This window comes from Stenotrophomonas sp. STEN054, from assembly GCF_056854535.1.
In genome coordinates, this window is record NZ_JBXFWG010000001.1 from 14522 (window position 1) to 28759 (window position 14238).

Consider the following 14238-nt stretch of genomic DNA (forward strand, 5'->3'; position numbering starts at 1 on the left):
GCGCTTCCGTGCATCCGGCAGCGGCCTTCATGGGCGCAGCGTTCCCCTCATCCTATGTGAAGAATGCGTGCAGGGACAAATGTGAAGGTGCGGGCCGCTCGCAGGCGGTACCGCACGGGCAACCTTGCCGTTACTCCAGCACGGTGCAGTCGGCGCTGCGCACTTCCTCGACGAACGTGCGCATCTTGTAGCCGTCCTTGATGCCCGGCTCGACCTCGATGCCGCTGGACACATCCACGCCCCACGGCAGGGTGGCGAGGATGGCGTCCTTCACGTTTTCCGGGTTCAGCCCGCCGGCCAGCAGGAAGGGGCGATGCAGGCCGGTGGGAATGCGCGCCCAGTCGAAGGCCACGCCGGTGCCGCCACCGCCGCCCGGGGCGTGGCTGTCGAACAGGAAGCCGGCCGCGCTCGGGTAACGCAGCTGCAGCGTGCGTGCGTTGACGTCCTCGCGACCGCCCATGGCGATGGCTTTCAGGTAGGGCATGTTGAAGCTGCGGCAGAAGCTCTCGTCTTCGTCGCCATGGAACTGCAGCAGGGTCGGACGCACGGTGCGCAGCACTTCACGCACCTCTTCCTTGCTGTTGTTGCGGAACAGCGCCACCACGTCGACCATCGGTGCGATCGCCTGGCGCATCGCCCGGGCTTCGGCCGGGGCTACCCGGCGGCTGCTTTCACGGGCAAAGATGAAACCCACCGCGTCCACGCCCAGTTCGCCGGCCAGGCGCACATCGCCGGCGCGGGTCATGCCACAGAACTTGATGCGGGTACGGTAGTAGGAGCGGCTCATAAGGTGACCTCGGCAGGCAGTTGCCAGTTGTCGGGGTACAGCGGCCCCAGGAACACCAGCCCCTGCGGAGGTGCGGTAGGGCCGGCAACGGTGCGATCACGGCCGGCCAGCAGCTCGGCGATCCACTCCACCGGTTTCTCGCCGCTGCCGACCATGATCAGCGAACCGACGATATTGCGGACCATGTGATGAAGAAATGCATTGCCACGCACCGCCACCTCGATCACTTCGCCCTGGCGGCTGACCTGCAGGGACTGCAGTTCACGCCGCGCATGCAGAGCCTGGCACTGCACTGAGCGGAACGCACTGAAGTCGTTCTCGCCGAGCAGGACCTGGCCGGCGGCATGCATGAGGGTCTCGTCCAGCCCCCGCCGTTCCCAGCTCAGGGTCTGCCGGTCCAGCGCTGGGCGCACCTCGCGGTTGAGCAGGCGGTAGCGGTAACGGCGCGCGCGCGCCGAGAAGCGGGCGTGGAAATCATCGGCCACCGGCACGCACCAGCGCACCGCGATCGAACGCGGCAGGCGGGTGGTGGTGCCCAGCATCCAGGCGCGCGGGTCGCGCACCACGTCGGTATCGAAATGCACGACCTGGCACTGGCCGTGCACGCCCGCATCGGTGCGGCCGGCACAGACCACCTGCAGCGGCGCGTCGGCCACCGAGGACAAGGCCTTCTCCAGGCTGGCCTGGACGCTGGGTCCGCCCTCGCCCAGGTTCTGCCAGCCCCTGAAATCGCTGCCGTCGTACTCGACGCCGAGCGCGTAACGCATGTGCTGCTACCTCAATGTTGCGGGTGGAGCGACGCTCAGGCCGGGTCGCGTTCTGACCAGACCGCCAGTTCGTTGCCTCCGGGCTCGACGAACTGGAAGCGGCTGCCACCGGGGAAAGAGAAAACGGGCCGGACGACCTGCCCACCGGCCGCGTGCACCGCGGGCTTCGACCGGTGCCAGCAGGTCGGCATACAGCACCAGCAGCGGTGCGCCGGCCTCGGCACGCTGCGGCTGGCCACGGAAGAAGCCGCCCTGCAGGCGGCCATCGTCGAAGGCGGTGTAGTCCTCGCCGTAGTCGACGAACGACCAGCCGAACACGGCCTCGAAGAAGGCACGGCTGGCGGCCGGGTCGGCCGAGGCGAACTCAACGTAGTCGATGCGGTTTTCGCGGCTCATGGGTGGCCCCTGTGGTCCAGTGGTCAGTCCAGGCGGGCGAGCAGTTCACGCGCCTGGGCCTGGCAGTGCACGTCGCCATCGGTGGCGACTTCTTCCAGCAGGGTCCGCGCGGTCTGCGCATCGCCGAGGTCCAGGTAGGCGATGGCCAGTTCCAGGCGCTCCTGGCCCGCGCGCGGAGCCCAGTCGTTGCTGCTGGAGCCAGCGGCCGGGTCCAGGTCTTCGCTTGCAGCCTCCACGGGCTGCCCCTGTTCGGCCTGCTCGGCCTGCTCAGCCGGCAGATCGAACACACCACGGAATTCCGGCTGCTGCTCGGCGTGCAGGGCATAGTCGGGCACGCCGATCTCATCGGCGGGCACGGGGGCCGCGTCGGCCGGTTCCGGCGCCACTGCCTCGGGTTCGTCCCAGCGCGGTACGTCGCTCACCGCCAGCGGCAGCTGGTCGCCCTCGTCGGTCACCAGCGCCCCCACCTGCCAGAAGGCCTCGACATCGGCAGCGGGGTGCGCCACCGGTTCGTCGTCCGGCTCGACCAGGGCGGACGGCGCCTCATTGGCCTGCGCGTCATGCGCGTGGACGGCATGATCCTCTTCAATCACCCAGGCCGGCATCGACGGTTCCTGGCGACCGTCGTCCTCGTGGCCGGTGACCCAGGACGATTGTTCGGCCAGCGAATCCAGCGCGGCACCGGCAGGCACCGCAGCGGCCAGCGCCACGGCATCACCCTCCTCGCGCAGCGGCGGCAGCGGCGACGGCTTGCGCCGGCGCAGCAGCCAGGCGGCGCCAGCCACCAGCAACAGCAGCGGCAGGCCCAGCCAGTACCAAGGCGTGCCACCGGCGGGTGCTCCGGGAGGCGGCGCCAGGCGCTGCTGGGCGGCAGCCAGGTCGTTGTCCTTCATCGCGATCAACGACTGCTGCTGCTCCTTGAGCTTTTCCAGCTCGGCCACGCGCTGCTTCAACTCACCGATCTCGGCATCGCGGGTGGCAACGTCTTCCCTGGCCTGCCGCAGTTGTTCATTGCCCAGCATGTCACCCTCGCTGCCGGCACCGGTGCCGGTGGTTGTGCCCGCGTGCGTGGCATCGGACGCCAGCGCCGGAGCGATCTCAAGACGTGCCCCGGCCGTGGCGGCAGCGGCGGTGGCTGCGGCAGCCACGGGCGCGGCCGGCGTCGGCGCACCGGCCGGTTGCGGCACGGTACGCGCCTGCCGCCACTGCGCGGCATGCTCACGGACCAGCGCGGCAGCTTCGTTGCCATCGATCGCGGCCAGGGCCTCGCTGCCTGGCACGCGCAGCACCGCGCCCTGCTTGAGCAGGTTGACGTTGCCGCGGATGAAGGCCTCCGGATTGGCGCGCAACAGGGCGATCATCGCCCGCTCCCGGCTGATCTGGTTGCCACGGGCCAGCGCGCCGGCAATGTGCGACAGGGTCTGGCCCTGCTGCACGGTGATGCTGCCATCGGCGGCGGCCGGCGCAGCGGCACGCGGGCGCGGCGGCGCGGCGGGACGGGCGGCGCTGGCGGGTGCGGGCGGTGCTGCGGTGGCTGCATCCTGTGCGGCCGGTTTGGCAGGCGTGTCGCGGGTGATCGTGTTGCCCAGCACGCCGGCCGGGGCGACGATCTCCGGCTCGGCGACGGCCAGCGCACTGGCCGGCGTGTCGACCAGCGCGGAGTATTCGCGGACCAGGCGGCCCTGGCCCCAGTCTGCCTCGATCAGGAAGCTCAGCGACGGGGTTTCCACCGGCGCCTGCGAGGTCACCCGCACGACCGCCCTGCCCTGGCTGTTGGTGGTCAGCTCGAACTGCAGTTCGCTGACCAGGCCGGTCGGCCGCTGCAGGCCGACACGCTCGAAGGTGACGGCCGAGGCGAGCGCCACGCGCAGGTTCTGCAGTTCGGAAGGATCGGCGGAGACCACCGGGATTTCGGCCAGAAGCGGCTGGCCGGGGCGCGACAGCACGCGGATGTCGCCCAGGCCCAGGGCCATGGCCGAACCGCTGGCCAATGCCAGCAGTGCGGCAGAGAGATAGAGGAGCGGGCGCGAGGCGCCCTTGGCCCGTTTATTCATGGGCGACACTATAAAGCGTGCGGACCACGGTCCGCATCCACCGCGGGGGGAGGCACCCGGTAGAGCCGAGCATGGGCTCGGCTGCAAAGAAAAGGCCGAGCGTTGCCCGGCCTCTCCATCAGCGCTGTTCGGCGGCGACCAGCTCGGCCAGCTGCACGGCATTCAGTGCCGCGCCCTTGCGCACATTGTCCGAGACGATCCACAGGTTCAGGCCGCGCGGATGCGACAGGTCTTCACGGATGCGGCCGACGTACACCGCATCGGTGCCCGAGGCATGGGTGACCGGGGTCGGGTAGCCACCGGCTTCGTGGCGGTCCACCACTTCCACGCCCGGCGACTGTTCCAGCAGCGCGCGCGCTTCGGCCACGGTCACCTTGTCGCGGGTTTCGATCGCCACCGATTCGGAGTGGCCGTAGAACACCGGCACGCGCACAGCGGTCGGGTTCACCCGGATGTTCTCGTCGCCGAGGATCTTGCGGGTTTCCCAGACCAGCTTCATCTCTTCCTTGGTGAAGCCGTTGTCCTGGAAGTCGTCGATGTGCGGGATCAGGTTGAAGGCGATCTGCACCGGGAAGCGCTGCGGATCGATCTCCTGGAAGCTCAGCAGCTGGCCGGTCTGCTTGCCCAGCTCTTCCATCGCCGAGCGGCCGCCGCCGGACACCGACTGGTAGGTGGAGACATTGATGCGCTCGATGCCGTACTTGCGGTGCAGCGGCGCCAGCGCCACCAGCATCTGCATGGTCGAGCAGTTCGGGTTGGCGATGATGCCGCGCGGACGGTTGCCGACCTGGTCCGGGTTGACCTCGGACACCACCAGCGGCACGTCATCGTCGTAACGGAAGGCCGAGGAGTTGTCGATCACCACCGCACCGGCGGCGGCGAACTTCGGCGCGTATTCCTTGGAGACGCTGCCACCGGCCGAGAACAGGGCGATGTCCACGCCGCTGGGGTCGAAGGTGGCCAGATCCTGGATCTTCACCTTCCGGCCTTCGAACTCGACTTCGCCGCCGGCCGAGCGCTCGGAAGCGAGCAGGCTCAGGGTACCGACCGGGAAGTTGCGCTCGGCCAGGATGGCCAGCATGGTTTCGCCGACGGCGCCGGTGGCACCGACGATGGCGACGTGGAAGCTGCGTTGTGCATTGCTCATGGGGGAACTCTCACGAAAACGGGAAGGGGGAAAACTCACGCACGACAGCTGGGTTCGGGGAACCTCCTCAGGCGGGGCGCGCAGAGGTTCCCTATCGTTTCCCGGTTTTTTTGCCCAGCACGGCACGCGCGGCGAGGGCCGCGTCGGCGTTGATCGCGCTCGGCATGCGCGCCGCTTCGCCGGCCAGGCCGAGGCCGGCCAGCAGGTTGTCCACGGCCAGCTGCACCATCGCGGTACGGGTGCCCAGCGAGGCGCTGCCGATATGCGGGGTCAGCACCACGTTGCGCAGCGCCAGCAGTTCCGGGCGCACCTTCGGTTCGCCTTCGTAGACATCCAGGCCGGCGGCGGCCAGGCGGCCATGGGCCAGCGCATCGGCCAGTGCCAGCTCATCGACGATGCCGCCGCGGGCGATGTTCACCAGCGTGGCCGAAGGCTTCATCTTCGCCAGCGCGGCCGCATCGATGATGTGGTGCGACGCCGGGGTGTACGGCAGCACGGTGACCAGGTGGTCGGACTGCGCCAGCAGCGTGTCCAGGTCGACGTAGGTGGCACCCAGTGCGGCCTCGGTCTCGGCCGGCAGGCGCGAACGATTGTGGTACAGCACCTTCATGCCGAACCCGAGCGCGCCACGGCGGGCGATGCCCTGGCCGATGCGGCCCATGCCGAGGATGCCCAGCGTGCTGCCATGGATATCGGCGCCGAGCATGGTCTGGAACGACCACTGGCCCCACTGCCCGTCGCGCAGCCAGCGCTCGGATTCGGTAATGCGGCGCGCGGTGGCCATCAGCAGGGCGAAACCGAGGTCGGCCGTGGTCTCGGTGAGCACGTCCGGGGTGTTGCTGGCGAGGATGCCGGCCGCGCTCAGCGCGTCGACATCCAGGTTGTTGTAGCCGACGCCGACGTTGGCGATCACCTGCAGCTGCGCGGCATCGGCCAACTGGGCCGCGCCGATGCGCTCGTTGAGGGTGATGATCGCGCCGTCGACCGAGGCCAGGCGCTCGGCGATCTGCTGCGGCGACCAGGCGGTGACGGTATCAGTGGCCAGCAGCTGCACGCGATCGCGCAGCGGCGCGATGGCCGCGTCGACCAGCGGCTGGCTCACCCACACCGTCGGCCGGGTATCAGCCATCGATCTGCCCGGGAATGCGCGGGGTGATGGTGCCGACGTCACCGCACTGGGCGCGGTGGCGCAGGGCCTGGTCCATCAGCACCAGCGCCATCATCGCCTCGGCGATGGGGGTGGCACGGATGCCGACGCACGGGTCGTGGCGGCCGGTGGTGACCACTTCGACCACGTTGCCTTCGGTATCCAGCGACGGGCCCGGCAGGCGCAGGCTGGAGGTGGGCTTCAGCACGATGGAGGCGACCACCGGCTGGCCGGTGGAAATGCCGCCAAGGATGCCGCCGGCATGGTTGCTGGTGAAGCCCTGCGGGGTCAGCAGGTCACGGTGCTCGGTGCCCTTCTGCGCGGCGCTGGCGAAACCATCGCCGATCTCCACGCCCTTCACGGCGTTGATGCTCATCAGCGCGGCGGCGAGGTCGCCGTCGAGCTTGCCGTAGATCGGCTCGCCCCAGCCCGGCGGCACGTTGTCGGCCACCACGTCCACGCGCGCACCGACCGAATCACCGGACTTGCGCAGCGCGTCCATGTACGCCTCCAGCTCGGGCACCTGTTCGGCGTGCGGCCAGAAGAACGGGTTGTCTTCCACCGCCGACCAGTCGAAACCGGCCGGACGGATCTCGCCCAGCTGCGACAGGTAACCGCGCACGGTCACGCCGAAGCGCTCGGCCAGCCACTTCTTGGCGACCACGCCGGCGGCCACGCGCATGGTGGTCTCGCGGGCCGAAGAACGGCCGCCACCGCGCGGGTCGCGGATGCCGTACTTGTGCCAGTAGCTGTAGTCGGCGTGGCCCGGCCGGAACTGCTGGCCGATGTTCGCGTAATCCTTGCTGCGCTGGTCGGTGTTGCGGATCAGCAGGGCGATCGGGGTGCCGGTGGTCAGGCCCTCGTATACGCCGGACAGGATCTCGACCTCATCAGCCTCGCGGCGCGCCGAGGTGTGCCGGCTCTTGCCGGTGGCGCGACGCTGCAGGTCGATGGCGAATTCGGCCGCATCCAGCGCCAGCCCCGGCGGACAACCGTCGATCACGCAGCCGATGGCCGGCCCGTGCGACTCGCCGAACGTGGTGACGGTGAAAAGCTTGCCGAACGAATTGGAACTCACGGGCGCTGTGCCGCCAGTTCGGTGATGCGTGCGCTGTGGGCGATCAGCTCGCGGCATTCGACCGCGAAGATGCCCATCTGGCCGACCTTGAATTCGACCCAGGCGAAGTCGACTTCCGGCAGCAGCTTGATCAGGTGCTGCTCGGATTCACCCACTTCGCAGATCAGCAGGCCGTCCTCGCTCAGGTGCAGCGGGGCGTCGCGCAGGATCTTCAGCACCAGGTCCAGACCGTCGTCGCCGGCACGCAGGCCCATTTCCGGCTCGTAGGAGTATTCCTGCGGCAGGGCATCGGTCTCGTCGTTGGTGACGTACGGCGGGTTGGTGACGATCAGGTCGTAGTGGCGGCCGGTCAGGCCGTTGAACAGGTCCGACTTCAGCAGGGTCACGTTGTGCGCCTGCAGGCGTTCCTTGTTCTCTTCGGCCAGCGACAGCGCGTCATCGCTCAGGTCGACGCCGTCCACTTCCCAGTTCGGGTAGTAGTGGCCCATGGCGATGGCGATGCAGCCCGAACCGGTGCACAGGTCCAGCGCGCGGCTGACGTCACGGCCGGCCAGCCACGGCTCGAAGCCGCACTCGATCAGCTCGGCAATCGGCGAACGCGGCACCAGGGCGCGCGGATCGCTCTTGAAGCTGAGGCCGGCGAACCAGGCTTCACCGGTCAGGTAGGCGGCCGGGACGCGCTCGTCGATGCGGCGCTGGAACAGTTCCAGCACGCGGACCTTCTCGGCCTGCAGCAGGCGGGCCTGGCCGTAGGCCGGGCCGAGGTCGTGCGGCAGGTGCAGGCTGTGCAGCACCAGCTGGGTGGCCTCGTCCAGTGCGTTGTCGTAGCTGTGCCCGAAGGTCAGCCCGGCTTCGTTGAAACGGCTGGTGCCGTAGCGGATCAGGTCGATGATCGTGTGGAGTTCGGCGGCCGTTTCAGCGGTCATGGCGGTACTGCGGGCAAAGTGGCCCACGATTATAGAGGCTGGCGCCCGCGGCGGCATCCGTTGCGACGGAAACGATCAGGCTGCAGCCGGTATGATGGGGATTACTTCCTGCGGGGGCTCCCATGTTCAATCGCAACGTCGGCATCATCCTGCTGATCGCCCTGGCGGCGGGCCTGGGCCTGCTGGCCGCGCAGCAGGTGTTCGCGCCGAAGCCGCCGGCCAACCAGCCGGCCACCGAAGCGATCACCCTGTACCCGCACACCCGCGAGCTGCCCGATTTCAACCTGGCCCAGTCCGACGGCACCCGGCTCATCCCCGGCGAGCTGAAGGGCCACTGGACCCTGGTATTCCTCGGTTTCACCTTCTGCCCTGACGTGTGCCCCACTACCCTGGCCGAGCTGGCCGGTGCGCAGAAGCAGTGGGAAGCCCTGCCCGACACGCTGCGCCCGCGCGTGCTGTTCGTGTCGGTGGACCCGGACCGTGACAACGCCATCCGCCTGGGCGAATACGTGCACGGCTTCCACAAGGACACCCTGGCCGCCACCGCCGACATTCCCTCGCTGGAGCGCTTCGCCACCTCGCTGGGCTTCGTGTTCCAGAAGGTGCCGGGCAAGCATTTCGACGAGAATCCCGAAGATTACACCGTCGAGCACTCGGCCAGCCTGGCCGTGCTCGACCCGCAGGGCCGCCTTGCCGGCCTGGTGCGGCCCCCGTTCAACGCGCCGGCCATCGCCCGCGACCTGCAGAAGCTGACCGAGAAATCCGCCCCATGAGCCTGACCACCGCCCTGACGTACGCCCTGCCCCACCGCCTGCTGTCCTCGATGGCGCGCTCGCTGGCGTACTCGGACGACCCGCGCGTGTCGCGCTGGCTGATCGACACCGTCACCCGCAAGTTCGACGTCAACCTGGACGAAGCGGCCAATCCGGACCCGCGCAGCTACCCGACCTTCAACCAGTTCTTCACCCGCGCCCTGAAGCCGGGCGCGCGCGTGGCCGATGCCGATCCGCGCAGCCTGGTGATGCCGGCCGACGGCCGCATCAGCCAGCTGGGGAAGATCGAGGCCGGTCGCATTTTCCAGGCCAAGGGCCAGTCCTTCACCGCCGCCGAGCTGCTGGGCAGCGACGAGGATGCCAAGCCGTACAACGACGGCCTGTACGCCACGGTGTACCTGTCCCCGCGTGACTACCACCGCGTGCACATGCCGTGGACCGGCACCCTGCGCGAGACCGTGCACGTGCCCGGCCGCCTGTTCAGCGTCGGCCCGGCCGCGGTGAACGGCGTGCCGCGCCTGTTCGCCCGCAACGAGCGCCTGGTCTGCCATTTCGATACCAGCTTCGGCCCGATGGTCAGCGTGATGGTCGGTGCGCTGCTGGTGTCCGGCGTGGAAACGGTATGGAGCGGCGAAGAGATCCCGGCCTACGGCGACCGCATCACCCGCAAGGATTACCGCGGACAGGGCATCCAGCTGGAGCGCTTCGCCGAAATGGCGCGCTTCAACTACGGCTCGACGGTGATCGTGCTGCTGCCGCCGGGCGTGGCCGAGTTCGCCCCGCAGCTGGGCGCCGAAAGCCCGGTGCAGCTGGGCCAGGCGCTGGCAAGACTGCGCTGAAAAACCGGCGATGCCGGGCCTGTAGAGCCGAGCCCTTGCTCGGCTGCCGGGAAAAACAGCCGAGCATGGGCTCGGCTCTACAGAAAGCGGTACGTTATTGCAGGGTCGGGGCCGGGCCGACGTCGACGCCGTCGTAGTCTTCCACGCCGGTCTGGCTGGCCAGGGCGGCCAGTTCCTGGTTGCGCAGGTCCAGCGAGGCTTCGTCGTGGATCTCCACGCGCTCCACGTGCAGCACGTGGAAGGGCGCATCGCCCTCCTCCGGCTCCTGTTCGAACAGTTCCACCACCTCATAGCCCTGGGCTTCCAGGGTGGTCGCCAGCGCCTGCAGGCGGTCCGGGGTGGAATGCACGAAGTAATAGCCCCACAGCAGGGGCGTGGCGAGATCCCAATCGGTGTTCTCGCGCAGGTTGGCGAACAGATCGCGGGTTGCTTCCAGGTCCATGGCTCTCTTCCGGTTCGGTTACTTGTCGCAGCCCTGCAGCTTCAGCACCTGGCCGGGGCGCAGGTTGTAGCTGGGGGCCTTCAGGCCGTTGGCGCGCGCCAGGGTCGGCACTTCGCACTGGAACTTCGCCGCGATGCGGCCCAAGGTGTCGCCCTTGCCAACCTTGTAGGTCTTGGCGGGCTTGGCCTTGGGCGCCGCCGGGCGCGGTGCGGCGACCGGGGCCGTCGGTGCGGTCGGCACCGTGGCGCTGGCGTTCGGGTCGGCCAGCGGCACCACGCCGCCCACGGCCACGCTGCCGGTGTAGCTGGCGGCGGTCGGGCGCACGATGGCCGCGTTCAGATCGGCGGTGATCAGGGTGCGGGCCAGGTCCGCGCGCGGGCCGCTGACGCAGTTGCGCTGGTACAGGCCGGCGATGCGGGTGGTGGCGTTGATCAGCGTACCGGCCGGAATCCAGCCATCGGCTTCATAGCGCGGGTTGAGGTTGCGCAGCGCGCGCATGTAGCCGTCACGCGTGCCGTGGCTGCCCAGGCAGATGGTCAGCTCGTAGATGGTGGTCGACTTGGCCAGGCGCAGGGTGGCAGGCTGCGCGCTGATCTTCGGGAACTCCACGCCGTACTGCTGCGGGTGCAGGAAGATCCACGCCGCGGCGATCACCATCGGCACATAGTCCTTGGTCTCGCCGGGGAACTGGTTGTAGACGCTGTCGGTCCAGAAGCTCTGCCCGCCGCTCTGCTTGAACACGCGCGCGGCGCGACCTTCACCGCCGTTGTAGGCCGCCACCGACATTTCCACGTTGTTGTTCAGCTCGCGCAGGCGCTCGTTGAGATAGCTGGCGCTGGCTTCGGCGGCGCTGCGCGCATCGAAGCGGGTATCGAAGCCGGTGCCGTCCGGGCCCAGGCCGAATCGGCGGCCGGTAGCCGGCATGAACTGCATCAGGCCGGCCGCACCGGCGCGCGAGGACGCATGCACGCGGCCATTGGATTCCTTGGCCATGATGCCGAACAGCAGCGCCTCGGGCAGGCCGCGCTTTTCCCACTCGGGCCACATCACCGCGCGCAGGTTCTGGTAGTTCTCGTAGCTGGTCAGCAGGGCCGGACGCATGTCGGTCAGCCAGCGGCGGATGCCCGCCTGCACGGCCGGGTTGTACTCGACCATGTTGTCGAAGGCGTGGCGCTTGTCATTGAGCAGCGCCGCGGCGCGGGCGGCCTCGGGCACGTCGGCGGTCAGCGGGCCCACGTGGTCCGGGTCGGCCTCCAGGCGGTCGCCGCCCTCGTCGGCGCTGTCATCACTGGCGGCCGCGTCGGCATCACGCTTCAGCAGGCGCTTGTAGGTGACCAGCATGTTGCTCATCTGGCAGCCCTTCTGCTTCACGCATTCGCTGATGACATCTTCCATGTCCTCCAGCGCTGCATCGGCTTCGTTGCTGCCCTTGGGGTCGGCATTGGCGACCAGCAGCAGGGCATCGCTGTAGCGTTTCTCGGCGGTGGCCATGCGCTGCTGCAGCGCATCGGCCTTCGCCTGGTCCCGTGCCGAAACACGCTGTGCATGGGCGTCGGGCGCCAGGGATACCAGGCCGGCGAGCGCCAGCAGCGGCCAACCACGGGAAATCAGGACAGGAACGGGCATTGGTGGCACTGTGTGCGAAACAGGCAGGCAGAGTAGCGGTGCCGCCAAGGTCCGGGCAACCCGGCCATCGGCCCGCCACCGTCGGCGGTTAACATTGGGCGCATTCACCACAAGGGCTGGACCATGGATCCGATTCTGCTCGGCAAAGGCATCACCGACGATGTGGCTGTGACCCTGCTGCCGAAACTCGGCAACCGCCATGGCCTGGTGGCCGGCGCCACCGGCACCGGCAAGACCGTGACCCTGATGACCCTGGCCGAGGGCTTCTCGCGGCTGGGCGTGCCGGTGTTCCTGGCCGATGTGAAGGGCGATGTGTCCGGCCTGGCTGTACCCGGCAGCGGTGCCGATGCCCTGCTGCAGCGCGCCGCCGAGATCGGCGTGGCCGACTACGCCCCGGCCGGCAGCCCCACCGTGTTCTGGGATCTGTACGGCAAGCTCGGCCACCCGGTGCGTACCACCATCAGCGAGATGGGCCCAACCCTGCTGGCGCGCATCCTGGAATTGAACGACACCCAGGCTGGCGTGCTCGACATCGTCTTCAAGCTGGCCGACGACCGCGGCCTTCTGCTGCTGGACATGGATGACCTGCGCGCCCTGCTCGGCCTGGTGGCCGAGGAGCGCAAGGACATCTCCACCGAGTACGGCCTGGTCAGCGCACAGTCGATCGCGGCCATCCAGCGCTCGGTGCTGCGCCTGGCCCAGGACGGCGGCGAAGGCTTCTTCGGCGAACCGGCGGTGGAACTGGCCGACCTCATGCGGGTCAATCACGACGGCCGTGGCGTGGTCGGCATCCTCGCCGCCGATCAGCTGGTGCTCAAGCCCAAGCTCTATTCCACCTTCCTGCTGTGGCTGCTGTCGGAACTGTTCGAGCAGCTGCCTGAAGTGGGCGATCTGGAAAAGCCCAAGCTGGTCTTCATCTTCGACGAGGCCCACCTGCTGTTCGACGATGCGCCGGCCTCGCTGGTGCAGCGCATCGAGCAGGTGGTGCGGCTGATCCGCTCCAAGGGCGTGGGCGTGTATTTCTGCTCGCAGTTCCCTGACGACGTGCCGGGCAACATTCTGGGCCAGCTCGGCAACCGCGTGCAGCACGCGCTGCGCGCCTTCACCCCGCGCGACCAGAAGGCGGTGAAGACCGCCGCCGAGACCTTCGTACCCAATCCGAAGCTGGACGTGGCAAAAGTGCTCAGCCAGCTGGGTACCGGCGAAGCGCTGGTGTCCACGCTGCAGGACAAGGGCGTGCCGATGCCGGTGCAGCAGACGATGATCGCCCCGCCGCGCTGCCGGATGGGGCCGATCACCGAGGCCGAGCGCGCGCAGGTGCGTGCGGGCAGCCCGGTCGGTACCCGCTACGACACTGCGGTGAACCGCGAATCGGCCGCCGAACTGCTGGCCCAGCGCGCGCAGAAGGCCACCGAGCAGGCTGCGGCCCCGGCCGCGCGCAGCCGCGAGCAGGACGATGCCCAGGAAGGCGGCTTCGGCCAGTCGATCAAGGACGCGATCTTCGGCACCAAGCGCCGCCAGGGCATGATCGAAACCATGGCCAAGCAGACCACGCGCACGGTCGGCACCAAGCTGGGCAACCAGATCGTGCGCGGCATCCTTGGTGGCATTTTCGGCGGCAAGCGCTGATCTGCCATTGCTGGGGTCAGAGCCCTTTCCGCTGGAAAGGGATCTGACCCCGGGCTCCGACCCCACTCCCTGTTCGTCATCCTGAAAAGAAGTCGTATTGCATGTCGCGCTGGCGTCCCCCCGCAGAAAAAAGCACCGCCCTGATCACTGCCGCCGGCCACGCCCGGTTGAAAGCCGAGCTGGATGACCTGTGGCGGGTGCGCCGCCCCGAGGTGGTGAAGGCGCTGGCCGCGGCTGCTGCCGAAGGCGACCGCTCGGAAAATGCCGAGTACACCTACCGCAAGAAACAGCTTGGCGAGATCGACCGCCGTGTGCGCTACCTGACCAAGCGCCTGGAATCGCTGCGCGTGGTCGACACCACGCCGACCGATCCGCAGGCGGTGTTCTTCGGTGCGTGGGTGGAGCTTGAGAACGTGGAGAGTGGCGAGACCAGCCGCTATCGCATCGTCGGCCCGGACGAGACCGATGCAGGGCTGGGCTGGATCAGTATCGATTCGCCACTGGCGCGCGCGCTGCTGAAGAAGCGCATCGATGACGAGTTCGCTGTGGAGCTGCCCGGTGGGCAGTTCACGTTCGCGGTGATCGGGGTGGAGTACGCCTCTGTGTAGAGCCGAGCCCATGCTCGCT

Annotated in this window: 13 protein-coding genes and 1 pseudogene; 4 read left to right on the forward strand and 10 right to left on the reverse strand. The window is 68.6% G+C overall.

Annotation, left to right across the window (positions count from 1 at the left end; genetic code table 11):
* Window positions 1-130: 130 nt before the first annotated feature.
* From AC1VXD_RS00055 to prmB, 8 genes and pseudogenes are all read right to left on the reverse strand, one after another.
* A complete protein-coding gene (locus tag AC1VXD_RS00055; RefSeq protein ID WP_482990287.1) occupies window positions 131-787 on the reverse strand; it encodes a phosphoribosylanthranilate isomerase in 657 nt (218 codons plus the stop codon).
* On the reverse strand, window positions 784-1554 hold the full coding sequence (truA, locus tag AC1VXD_RS00060; protein ID WP_482990288.1) for a tRNA pseudouridine(38-40) synthase TruA: 771 nt from the start codon (window positions 1552-1554) through the stop codon (window positions 784-786). Before truA ends, AC1VXD_RS00055 begins: the two co-directional genes overlap by 4 nt.
* A 35-nt stretch (window positions 1555-1589) precedes the next feature.
* Window positions 1590-1950: pseudogene (locus AC1VXD_RS00065) on the reverse strand (VOC family protein).
* A 23-nt stretch (window positions 1951-1973) separates the two neighbouring features.
* Window positions 1974-4004 (reverse strand): FimV/HubP family polar landmark protein, encoded by a 2031-nt coding sequence (locus tag AC1VXD_RS00070; RefSeq protein ID WP_482990289.1) that lies wholly within the window; start codon window positions 4002-4004, stop codon window positions 1974-1976.
* Window positions 4005-4122: 118 nt separating this feature from the next.
* Window positions 4123-5151, reverse strand: coding sequence for an aspartate-semialdehyde dehydrogenase (locus tag AC1VXD_RS00075; protein ID WP_482990290.1), 1029 nt, complete (start codon window positions 5149-5151; stop codon window positions 4123-4125).
* 91 nt (window positions 5152-5242) lie between these two features.
* Complete coding sequence (locus AC1VXD_RS00080) at window positions 5243-6280, reverse strand: 2-hydroxyacid dehydrogenase (RefSeq protein WP_482990291.1); 1038 nt, start codon at window positions 6278-6280, stop codon at window positions 5243-5245.
* A complete protein-coding gene (gene aroC, locus AC1VXD_RS00085) occupies window positions 6273-7376 on the reverse strand; it encodes a chorismate synthase (protein ID WP_482990292.1) in 1104 nt (367 codons plus the stop codon). Before aroC ends, AC1VXD_RS00080 begins: the two co-directional genes overlap by 8 nt.
* The gene (gene prmB / locus AC1VXD_RS00090) at window positions 7373-8302 is read right to left on the reverse strand and encodes a 50S ribosomal protein L3 N(5)-glutamine methyltransferase (protein ID WP_482990293.1); all 930 of its coding nucleotides are present in this window, start codon (window positions 8300-8302) and stop codon (window positions 7373-7375) included. The genes aroC and prmB overlap by 4 nt, the downstream gene beginning before the upstream one ends.
* Window positions 8303-8424: 122 nt before the next feature.
* On the opposite strand from prmB, the gene AC1VXD_RS00095 reads away from it, so the two are divergent.
* Together AC1VXD_RS00095 and asd are read left to right on the forward strand one after the other, a co-directional pair.
* Window positions 8425-9075 (forward strand): SCO family protein, encoded by a 651-nt coding sequence (locus AC1VXD_RS00095; protein WP_108769482.1) that lies wholly within the window; start codon window positions 8425-8427, stop codon window positions 9073-9075.
* Window positions 9072-9914, forward strand: coding sequence for an archaetidylserine decarboxylase (asd, locus tag AC1VXD_RS00100; protein WP_482990294.1), 843 nt, complete (start codon window positions 9072-9074; stop codon window positions 9912-9914). Before AC1VXD_RS00095 ends, asd begins: the two co-directional genes overlap by 4 nt.
* A 94-nt stretch (window positions 9915-10008) precedes the next feature.
* On the opposite strand, the gene AC1VXD_RS00105 is transcribed toward asd, so the two are convergent.
* Together AC1VXD_RS00105 and AC1VXD_RS00110 are read right to left on the reverse strand one after the other, a co-directional pair.
* Window positions 10009-10356, reverse strand: coding sequence for a ribonuclease E inhibitor RraB (locus AC1VXD_RS00105; protein WP_164072899.1), 348 nt, complete (start codon window positions 10354-10356; stop codon window positions 10009-10011).
* 18 nt (window positions 10357-10374) lie between these two features.
* Window positions 10375-11982, reverse strand: coding sequence for a transglycosylase SLT domain-containing protein (locus AC1VXD_RS00110; RefSeq protein WP_482990295.1), 1608 nt, complete (start codon window positions 11980-11982; stop codon window positions 10375-10377).
* A 123-nt stretch (window positions 11983-12105) separates the two neighbouring features.
* On the opposite strand from AC1VXD_RS00110, the gene AC1VXD_RS00115 reads away from it, so the two are divergent.
* Together AC1VXD_RS00115 and greB are read left to right on the forward strand one after the other, a co-directional pair.
* On the forward strand, window positions 12106-13611 hold the full coding sequence (locus AC1VXD_RS00115; protein ID WP_482990296.1) for a helicase HerA-like domain-containing protein: 1506 nt from the start codon (window positions 12106-12108) through the stop codon (window positions 13609-13611).
* Between the two features lie 101 nt (window positions 13612-13712).
* Window positions 13713-14219, forward strand: coding sequence for a transcription elongation factor GreB (gene greB, locus AC1VXD_RS00120; protein ID WP_482990297.1), 507 nt, complete (start codon window positions 13713-13715; stop codon window positions 14217-14219).
* Window positions 14220-14238: the final 19 nt, after the last annotated feature.

Bases quoted from the DNA above. Each gene is read 5' to 3' on its own strand.
- AC1VXD_RS00055 (WP_482990287.1), bottom strand. From the start codon at position 787: ATGAGCCGCTCCTACTACCGTACCCGCATCAAGTTCTGTGGCATGACC.
- truA (WP_482990288.1), bottom strand. From the start codon at position 1,554: ATGCGTTACGCGCTCGGCGTCGAGTACGACGGCAGCGATTTCAGGGGC.
- AC1VXD_RS00070 (WP_482990289.1), bottom strand. From the start codon at position 4,004: ATGAATAAACGGGCCAAGGGCGCCTCGCGCCCGCTCCTCTATCTCTCT.
- AC1VXD_RS00075 (WP_482990290.1), bottom strand. From the start codon at position 5,151: ATGAGCAATGCACAACGCAGCTTCCACGTCGCCATCGTCGGTGCCACC.
- AC1VXD_RS00080 (WP_482990291.1), bottom strand. From the start codon at position 6,280: ATGGCTGATACCCGGCCGACGGTGTGGGTGAGCCAGCCGCTGGTCGAC.
- prmB (WP_482990293.1), bottom strand. From the start codon at position 8,302: ATGACCGCTGAAACGGCCGCCGAACTCCACACGATCATCGACCTGATC.
- AC1VXD_RS00095 (WP_108769482.1), top strand. From the start codon at position 8,425: ATGTTCAATCGCAACGTCGGCATCATCCTGCTGATCGCCCTGGCGGCG.
- asd (WP_482990294.1), top strand. From the start codon at position 9,072: ATGAGCCTGACCACCGCCCTGACGTACGCCCTGCCCCACCGCCTGCTG.
- AC1VXD_RS00105 (WP_164072899.1), bottom strand. From the start codon at position 10,356: ATGGACCTGGAAGCAACCCGCGATCTGTTCGCCAACCTGCGCGAGAAC.
- AC1VXD_RS00110 (WP_482990295.1), bottom strand. From the start codon at position 11,982: ATGCCCGTTCCTGTCCTGATTTCCCGTGGTTGGCCGCTGCTGGCGCTC.
- AC1VXD_RS00115 (WP_482990296.1), top strand. From the start codon at position 12,106: ATGGATCCGATTCTGCTCGGCAAAGGCATCACCGACGATGTGGCTGTG.
- greB (WP_482990297.1), top strand. From the start codon at position 13,713: ATGTCGCGCTGGCGTCCCCCCGCAGAAAAAAGCACCGCCCTGATCACT.